7 protein-coding genes are annotated in these 8,557 nt (G+C 65.7%); 4 read left to right on the top strand and 3 right to left on the bottom strand.

From position 1 onward, the window contains the following. Positions 1–108 precede the first annotated feature (108 nt). The 3 genes from QMX83_RS18195 to sucC all read right to left on the bottom strand — a co-directional run bounded on the left by QMX83_RS18195 (position 109) and on the right by sucC (position 3,922). On the bottom strand, positions 109–1,743 hold the full coding sequence (locus QMX83_RS18195) for an NAD+ synthase (protein WP_282298050.1): 1,635 nt from the start codon (positions 1,741–1,743) through the stop codon (positions 109–111). A gap of 112 nt (positions 1,744–1,855) precedes the next feature. Further along, complete coding sequence (sucD, locus tag QMX83_RS18190; RefSeq protein WP_282298049.1) at positions 1,856–2,731, bottom strand: succinate--CoA ligase subunit alpha; 876 nt, start codon at positions 2,729–2,731, stop codon at positions 1,856–1,858. Between the two features lie 21 nt (positions 2,732–2,752). Further along, positions 2,753–3,922, bottom strand: coding sequence for an ADP-forming succinate--CoA ligase subunit beta (sucC, locus tag QMX83_RS18185; protein WP_282298048.1), 1,170 nt, complete (start codon positions 3,920–3,922; stop codon positions 2,753–2,755). A 344-nt stretch (positions 3,923–4,266) separates the two neighbouring features. On the opposite strand from sucC, the gene QMX83_RS18180 reads away from it, so the two are divergent. The 4 genes from QMX83_RS18180 (at position 4,267) to QMX83_RS18165 (ending at position 8,496) form a co-directional block, all read left to right on the top strand. Then, the gene (locus QMX83_RS18180; protein WP_282298047.1) at positions 4,267–5,880 is read left to right on the top strand and encodes a HAMP domain-containing sensor histidine kinase; all 1,614 of its coding nucleotides are present in this window, start codon (positions 4,267–4,269) and stop codon (positions 5,878–5,880) included. A gap of 86 nt (positions 5,881–5,966) precedes the next feature. Further along, a complete protein-coding gene (locus tag QMX83_RS18175; protein WP_282298046.1) occupies positions 5,967–7,358 on the top strand; it encodes a sigma-54 dependent transcriptional regulator in 1,392 nt (463 codons plus the stop codon). Positions 7,359–7,567: 209 nt separating this feature from the next. Continuing rightward, complete coding sequence (locus tag QMX83_RS18170; RefSeq protein WP_282298045.1) at positions 7,568–7,807, top strand: hypothetical protein; 240 nt, start codon at positions 7,568–7,570, stop codon at positions 7,805–7,807. Further along, on the top strand, positions 7,804–8,496 hold the full coding sequence (locus QMX83_RS18165) for a hypothetical protein (RefSeq protein WP_282298044.1): 693 nt from the start codon (positions 7,804–7,806) through the stop codon (positions 8,494–8,496). Before QMX83_RS18170 ends, QMX83_RS18165 begins: the two co-directional genes overlap by 4 nt. The last annotated feature ends 61 nt before the right edge of the window (positions 8,497–8,557 follow it).

Here is an 8,557-nt window from a genome sequence, read left to right as displayed (position 1 = left end):
GCCACGCCCTGCGTGGCTGCGCAGCGCACGAACGCGATCAGCCACGCAGGGCGTGGCTCTACGGATGGGGCGGACATTGTTCGGACACGCAGGGCGTGGCGGCGTGGGTCAGCCCTTGTAGCCGTTGCTGATCGGATACCGGCGCTCGCGCCCGAACGCGCGCCGCGATACCTTCGGGCCCGGTGCGGCCTGGTGGCGCTTCCACTCGCTGGTGCGCACCAGGCGCAGCACGCGGTCCACCACGTCCGGCGAGTACCCCGCCGCCACGATCTCCTCGCGCGACTGCTCCTGGTCCACGTAGCGGTACAGAATGCCGTCCAGCACGTCGTAGGCCGGCAGGGAATCCTGGTCGGTCTGGTTCGCGCGCAGCTCGGCCGATGGCGGACGGGTGATCACCGCCGGCGGAATCACCGGTGCGCCGCCTACCGTGTTGCGCCACTTGGACAGACCGAACACTTCGGTCTTGTACAGGTCCTTCAGCGGGGCGTAGCCGCCGCACATGTCGCCGTAGATGGTGGCGTAACCCACCGAATACTCGCTCTTGTTGCCGGTGGTCAGCAGCAGCCCACCAAATTTGTTGGACAGCGCCATCAGGATCACCCCGCGCGCGCGCGACTGCAGGTTTTCCTCGGTGACGTCCACCGGTTGGCCTTCGAACATCGGGCCCAGTGCATTCATCAAGCCCTCGAACACCGGCTCGATCGACACCGCCTCCAGTTTCACCCCCAGTGCGCGGCACTGCTCGGCGGCCAGGTCGTTGGACATGCCGGCGGTGTAGCGCGACGGCAGACGCACGGCGGTGACGTTCTCCGCGCCCAGCGCGTCCACCGCCATGGCCAGCACCAGCGCCGAGTCGATGCCGCCGCTCAGCCCCAGCCAGACCTTTTTGAAGCCATTCTTGCGGCAGTAGTCCTGGATCCCGCGGGTCACCGCACGCCAGGCCAGCGCGTCCATGCTTTCGTCGCCGTCGTCCATCCACTCGCGCGGCAGGAAGCTGCGCGTGGCGGCGTCGTAGTCCACCACCAGCCACTGGTCGGTGAAGGCCGCTGCCGCCGGATGCACGGTGCCGTCGCCATTGGCGACCACCGACGCCCCGTCGAACACCAGCGCGTCCTGGCCGCCCACGGTGTTGAGATACACCAGCGCCGCGCCGCTTTCGCGGGTGCGCTCGGCCAGCAGCGCGTCACGCTGGGCGTGCTTGCCGCGCTCGTACGGCGACGCGTTCGGCACCACCACCAGCTCTGCGCCTTCGCGCACGGTGTCGGCCAGCGGTTCGGGGAACCACAGGTCTTCGCAGACCAGCACGCCCACCGGCACGCCCTTGAGTTCGAACACGCAGCTGCCGCCGTCCGGGTCGACGTCGAAGTAGCGACGCTCGTCGAACACCGCGTAATTAGGCAGCTCACGCTTGCGGTAGGTGTGCAGCACCTTGCCGTTCTGCAGCACGCTGGCAGCGTTGTAGACCACGGTGCCGGCGCTCTGCGGCCAGCCGACCACGGCGGTGACGCCCTGCACGCTCTGGGCGATGCGCTTGAGCGCCTGCTCGCAGTCGTACAGGAAGTCTGGCCGCAGCAGCAGGTCTTCCGGCGGATAGCCGCTGATCGCCAGTTCCGGGAACACCACCAGCTCAGCCCCGAACTCATCGCGCGCCTCGGCGATCATCGCGATGATGTTGTCGGTGTTCTGGGCGACGGCCCCGACCGGGAAATCAAACTGCGCCATCGCGATGCGGATCGAGGTCATAGGTCGTGCCAGTGGTTGCAATGACCCATTGTATTGCGGAAATAAAAACGCCGCCCGAAGGCGGCGTTTTCAGCCGGGCAGAGCCCGGCGCTACAGTAAGACGCTTCGTGTCTTACTTGACCAGCTTGGCGATGGCAGCGCCCAGGTCGCCCGGCGAACGCACGGTGACGACGCCAGCAGCTTCCATGGCGGCAAACTTGCCTTCCGCCGTGCCCTTGCCGCCCGAGGCGATCGCACCGGCATGGCCCATGCGCTTGCCGGCCGGAGCCGACGCACCGGCGATGAAGCCGACAACCGGCTTCTTCACGTGGGCCTTGATGTACTCGGCACCGGCTTCTTCAGCGTCGCCGCCGATTTCGCCGACCATGATGATGCCTTCGGTCTGCGGGTCTTCGTTGAACAGCTTGAGGCAGTCGACGAAGTTCAGGCCGTTGATCGGGTCACCACCGATGCCGATGCAGGTGGACTGGCCGAGACCCACAGCGGTGGTCTGGGCGACCGCTTCATAGGTCAGGGTGCCCGAACGCGACACGATGCCGATCTTGCCCGGCTTGTGGATGTGGCCCGGCATGATGCCGATCTTGCATTCGCCCGGGGTGATCACGCCGGGGCAGTTCGGCCCGATCAGCACGGTGTTCGGGTAGGACTTCTTCAGCACGTTGTCCACGCGCAGCATGTCCAGCACCGGAATGCCTTCGGTGATGCAGACGATGACCTTGATGCCGGCAGCAGCGGCTTCCAGGATCGCGTCAGCGGCGTACGGCGGCGGGACGTAGATGACCGACGCGTCAGCGCCGGTGCTCTGCACGGCTTCGGCCACGGTGTTGAACACCGGCAGGTCGATATGCGTGGTGCCGCCCTTGCCCGGAGTGACGCCGCCCACAACCTGGGTGCCGTACTCGATCATCTGGGTAGCGTGGAAGGTGCCCTGCTGGCCGGTGAAGCCCTGCACGATCACCTTGGTGTTCTTGTTGATCAAAACAGACATGAGAATTCCTTGGTGGCGGGATCAGGCGGCGTTCTTGACAGCTTCAACGACCTTCTTGGCACCGTCGTTGATGTTGTCAGCCGGGATGATGGCCATGCCGCTGTCACGCAGCAGCTGCTTGCCTTCTTCCACGTTGGTGCCTTCCAGGCGCACCACGACCGGCACCTTGACGCCCACTTCCTTCACTGCAGCGATGATGCCTTCGGCAATCATGTCGCAGCGGACGATGCCGCCGAAGATGTTGACGAAGATGCCTTCCACCTTGTCCGAGGACAGGATCAGCTTGAAGGCTTCAATGACGCGCTGCTTGTTGGCACCGCCGCCCACGTCGAGGAAGTTCGCCGGCTCGCCGCCGTTGAGCTTGATCACGTCCATGGTGGCCATGGCCAGGCCGGCACCATTGACCATGCAACCGATGTTGCCGTCCATGGTGACGTAGTTGATGTCCAGCTCCGAAGCGGTCACTTCGGTTTCGTCTTCCTGCGACTTGTCGCGCATGGCGACCAGCGCCTTGTGACGGAAGCTGGCGTTGTCGTCGCTGTTGAACTTGCCGTCCAGCGCGTACAGATTGCCGTCGTCGAGGATGGCCAGCGGGTTGATTTCAACCAGCGCCAGGTCCTTCTCGTTGAAGATGCGGTACAGGTTGACCATGATGTTGGCGAACTGGCCAGCCTGCTTGGCGGTCAGGCCCATCTTGAAGCCGATGTCACGGCCGTGGTAACCCTGCACGCCTTCCACGAAGTCCACATTCAGGGTGTGGATCTTGTCCGGGGTTTCAGCGGCGACCTGTTCAATCTCCATGCCGCCTTCCGACGAAGCGATGAAGCTGATGGTGCGGGTGCCACGATCCACCAGGACCGACAGATACAGCTCCTTGACGATCTCACCGGCGGTGGTCACCAGCACCAGGTTGATCGGCAGTTCAACGCCGGCGGTCTGGTAGGTGGCCATCTTGGTGCCGAGCATCTTGGCCGCAGCGGCCTTCACGTCGTCGACCGTCTTGCAGAACTTGACGCCGCCGGCCTTGCCGCGGCCGCCTGCGTGGATCTGCGCCTTGACCATCCAGGGGCCCTGGCCCAGCGACTGGGCGACGGCAACCGCCTCGTCCGGAGTAGCCGCGACCTTGCCGGCCGGGACCGGGATGCCGTACTCGGCAAGCAGTTGTTTTGCCTGGTATTCGTGGAAATTCATGCGTCACCGTGGGAATAGGAACGACCGCACGCGCTTCCAGGCTCCCTCGACAGGGCGCCGGCTGGGGACCGCGGCGGGCCCACTATTGTGGACGAGCGAAGGCGACGGCGCAAAGACAGGAGGCCAGATCGGCCAGTTCCGGACCGATTCCGGCGATTTTTCAGACAGTTGCGATTGCGGGCGGACGGGGGACCTCGCCCGCGCCGGGAGGTTCCGCGCACGAAGCAGGGGGTAGGCACCGGTAGCGCCGGCCGTTGGCCGGCCCACGCGGCACCCCGATCGCGCGCTGCTCACGGCCCCCGTCACCCTCTACACTGGTCCCCAGCCAGAAGGGGAGTTCCGGCGTGTCACCCAGCGCTTCACTGATCGACCGCATCGAATCCTTGCCGAGGCGGGAGCTGTATTTCTTCGCCCTGTACCGCGTGCTGATCGCCGCGGTCATCGCCGCACTGCTGTTCAGCCCGCTGGCAACCCTGGTCGGCGACTCCACCCACCCGCGGCTGGCGGCGGTGGTAAGCGGCACCTACCTCGGCCTGTCCCTGCTCATCCTGATCGCCGGGCGCAGCGAGCGCTGGCTGCGCCCCATCGTGGTCGGCAGCGTGGTGGTGGACATCATCGCCACCGCCCTGCTCGCCCATGCCCTGCCCGGTGCCAGCGCCGGGCTTTCGATGGCGCTGCTGTTCAACATCGCCGCCGCCTCCACCCTGTTGCCGCTCTCGCTCGGCCTGACTCTGGCCCTGACCGCCGCCGCCGCCACCGCCGGCGAGTACGTCTGGAACGTGCTGGAGAACGGTGACCCCACCCGCACCCTGGCCGAGCTGGCGATGTTCATCACCAGCTACCTCGCGCTGGCTTTTGTCAGTTACCAGGTCGGCAACCGCGCGCGCCGCAACCAGCAGCTGGCCAACGAGCGCGGCGAGGAAGTGGCCAACCTGTTCGAGATCAACGAACTGATCATCCGCCGGATGCGCACTGGCGTGCTGGTGGTCGATGGCAGCAACCGAATCACCCTGGCCAACGAGGCCGCCAGCACCCTGATCGGCGACAACGACGGCAACAGCGGTACCGGCAAGCTGGAACTGGCCAGCGCCTCCCCTGACCTGCTGCGCCGGCTGCAGCGCTGGCGCAACGGCTGGAACAACGAGGAAACCCCGCTGCAGTTGTCCCCCGACCAGCCCGAGGTGCAGCCGCGCTTCGCCCGGCTACTGGCCGGCAGCGACCTCACCCTGGTGTTCCTGGACGACTCCAGCGTGGTCTCGCGACGCGCGGAGTCCCTGACGCTCTCGGCGATGGGCCGCTTCTCGGCCAGCCTCGCCCACGAGATCCGCAACCCGCTGGCGGCGATCAACTACGCCGCGCAGCTGCTGGAAGAATCCACCGTCATCACCGACACCGACCGCCGCCTGCTGCAGATCATCCACCAGCAGTGCCAGCGCACCAACGGCATCGTGGAAAGCGTGCTCGGCCTGGCCCGACGCGAGCGCGCCAACCCGGAAAACCTGGACCTGGCCGCGTTCGTGCGCCGCTTCGTGCTGGACTACAAGCAGAGCCTGACCCTGGAAACCGACAGCGTGGAGCCGATCATCACCGAGTCGTCGGTGCATGGCCTGATCGACCCGCGCCACCTGCACCAGATCCTGACCGCCCTGGTCCACAACGCGCTCAAGTACGGCCGCACCGGCCAGGAGCCGGCCCGGGTCCGCCTGCGCGTGGCGCGGATGGATCGTTCGGCGGTGATCGATGTGATGGACCGCGGGCCCGGCATTCCGGAAAAAGTGGCCAGCCAGCTGTTCCGCCCGTTCTTCACCACCTCCGAGCACGGCACCGGGCTGGGCCTGTATATCGCCCGCGAACTGTGCCGGGCCAACCAGGCGCGGCTGGAATACGTGTCCGTGCCTGCTGGCGGGGCCTGCTTCCGCCTGATCCTGCCGGGCCCGCACACCATGTTGCCGGAATGACACGCGGGCCTGTTCCAATCGTTAAAAACGAGCAACAACTGTCAAAGATTTGTCGTTAGCAACCTTCCTCGGCTATCTTCACTCCCATGAACGAAAACCGCAGCGCCCTCGTTGTCGACGACGAACGCGACATCCGCGAACTGCTGGTACTGACGTTGGGCCGCATGGGCCTGCGGATCAGCACTGCCGCCAACCTCGCCGAGGCCCGTGAACTGCTGGCCAGCAATCCGTACGACCTGTGCATCACCGACATGCGGTTACCCGACGGTAACGGCATCGAGCTGGTCACCGAGATCGCCCAGCACTACCCCCGCACGCCGGTGGCGATGATCACCGCCTTCGGCAGCATGGACCTCGCGGTGGAAGCCCTGAAGGCCGGTGCCTTCGACTTCGTCAGCAAGCCGGTGGACATTGCCGTGCTGCGCGGCCTGGTCAAGCACGCGCTGGAGTTGAACAACACCGAGCGCCCCGCCCCGCCACCGATGACCAGCGAGCAGACCACCCGCCTGCTGGGCGAGTCGGCCGCGATGGACGCCCTGCGGACCACCATTGAAAAGGTCGCGCGCAGCCAGGCCCCGGTGTACATCCTCGGCGAATCCGGCGTCGGCAAGGAGCTGGTGGCTCGCACCATCCACGCGCAGAGCGCGCGTGCCGCTGGCACCTTCGTGCCGGTGAACTGCGGCGCGATTCCGTCCGAGCTGATGGAAAGCGAGTTCTTCGGCCACAAGAAGGGCAGCTTCAGCGGCGCCCACGCCGACAAGCCCGGCCTGTTCCAGGCCGCGCATGGCGGCACCCTGTTCCTGGACGAAGTCGCCGAGCTGCCGCTGCAGATGCAGGTGAAGCTGCTGCGCGCCATCCAGGAAAAGTCGATCCGCCCAGTCGGTGCCGCCACCGAAATCCCGGTGGACGTGCGCATCCTTTCGGCCACCCACAAGGACCTGGGCGAGCTGGTGGATGACGGACGCTTCCGCCACGACCTGTATTACCGCATCAACGTGATCGAGTTACGCGTACCGCCGCTGCGCGAGCGCCGCAGCGACCTGCCGCAGCTCGCCGCCTCGATCCTCGCCCGTCTCGCCCGCACCCACGGTCGCCCCACCCCGCTGCTCGCCCCTTCGGCACTGGACGCACTGGGCCTGTACCACTTCCCCGGCAACGTGCGCGAACTGGAAAACATCCTCGAGCGTGCCCTGGCCCTGGCCGAGGGCGACACCATCAGCGCCAGCGACCTGCGCCTGCCGCAGCCGGGTGCACCGCGCCAGACCGGTGCCACCGCCGCTCCCGCTACGCACGAAGAAGCCGTGGTTGACCTGCCCGCCGGCAGCGGTGCCCTGCCCTCGTACATCGAGCAGATGGAGCGCACCGCGATCCAGAAGGCACTCGAAGAGAACCGCTGGAACAAAACCCGCACCGCCGCACAGCTGGGCATCACCTTCCGTGCGCTGCGCTACAAGCTGAAAAAGCTGGGCATGGATTGACGGCACGCCCTGCCGAAATCGACACCGTTCCTGCTGGAATCGCGCCCGAGCCTGCTGGAACCGTCACCCGGTAGCGCCGGCCGTTGGCCGGCCCAAGCGATGCCGAAAGGCAAGCGCACCAAGGCCTCCAGCCACCCCGGCAATCTCACCGCGCAACATCCGACACGCCAAACGCTGAACCGCCCAAACCCCGGGCGTACGATCCAGCCATGGCCACCCAAAAGACCCCCGTCAAAAAACCCGCGCGCAAGACCACCGTCGTCAAGCGTGCGCAATCCACCTCAAGACGACCTGCCAATTCTGGGCCGACCTTCCATCGGCATTTCGATAGCATTGAAGAGGAGCTTCAATACATCTACGGCAGCATGACGCTGGAGGACTCGCTCAGGATCCTCTACAAGGCCGGAATTCTAACGCCCTCAGGCCGATTGAGCTCGAAGTACAAATGATCGACGGTCACCTGATGGTCGGCTATCACGGATGCGACGTCACGGTTCGCGACGGGCTGGTGTCAGGGCGACTGCAGCCCGAAGAGAGCAACAACCAGTACGACTGGCTAGGGCCGGGCTTCTACATGTTTGAGGGCGATGAGGAGCGCGCGCGCTCCTTCGCAGAAAGCGCATCTTTCCAACCCGAACGGCGACTCACCGCCCGCCCTATTGCCACACCAGCCGTCGTGGGCTGCCTCTTCAGCGTGCAGAGATGCCTCGACATGACGACCAGAGCAGGCCGGCTGGAGTTTGAAGACGCCTACCTTCTTCTACAGGGCGCGTTTCTGCAGAGCGGACGGACGCCACCGATCAACGTCCCCGCACACAAGCAGGATCAGGAAGTACTTCTGCGTGGACTCGATCGCTCGGTGTTTGATTTCATCCACACGAGACGAGATGAACTGCAGACCAGAGGCACTCTCCAAGCCGTCCGCGGCGCATTCCGCCAAGGCGTAGAAATCGCACCCAGCTCAGGCTTCCATCGCGACAGCCACGTACAAATCGCCCTACGCGACTTCAGCTGCATCAGAGGATGGTTCCTCCTACCTGGAGATCGCCAGTTGAAGGAAATCGAACTCGCCGCAGCCACCGAGCGCTACGCCCAAGCGTGCGCCGCCCACCCAAAGCCCCGCCGCCGCTCCCCGTAGCGACGCGCCATGCGCGTCGACCCTCCGCGCCCCCCCCGCACAGCACCCCGTCACTACCCAA

Source organism: Stenotrophomonas sp. PS02289, from assembly GCF_029960115.1.
Classification (GTDB): domain Bacteria; phylum Pseudomonadota; class Gammaproteobacteria; order Xanthomonadales; family Xanthomonadaceae; genus Stenotrophomonas.
This window is presented reverse-complemented; position numbering and strand designations above follow the sequence as displayed.

Bases quoted from the DNA above. Each gene is read 5' to 3' on its own strand.
- sucD (WP_282298049.1), bottom strand. From the start codon at position 2,731: ATGTCTGTTTTGATCAACAAGAACACCAAGGTGATCGTGCAGGGCTTC.
- QMX83_RS18165 (WP_282298044.1), top strand. From the start codon at position 7,804: ATGATCGACGGTCACCTGATGGTCGGCTATCACGGATGCGACGTCACG.
- sucC (WP_282298048.1), bottom strand. From the start codon at position 3,922: ATGAATTTCCACGAATACCAGGCAAAACAACTGCTTGCCGAGTACGGC.
- QMX83_RS18175 (WP_282298046.1), top strand. From the start codon at position 5,967: ATGAACGAAAACCGCAGCGCCCTCGTTGTCGACGACGAACGCGACATC.
- QMX83_RS18170 (WP_282298045.1), top strand. From the start codon at position 7,568: ATGGCCACCCAAAAGACCCCCGTCAAAAAACCCGCGCGCAAGACCACC.
- QMX83_RS18195 (WP_282298050.1), bottom strand. From the start codon at position 1,743: ATGACCTCGATCCGCATCGCGATGGCGCAGTTTGATTTCCCGGTCGGG.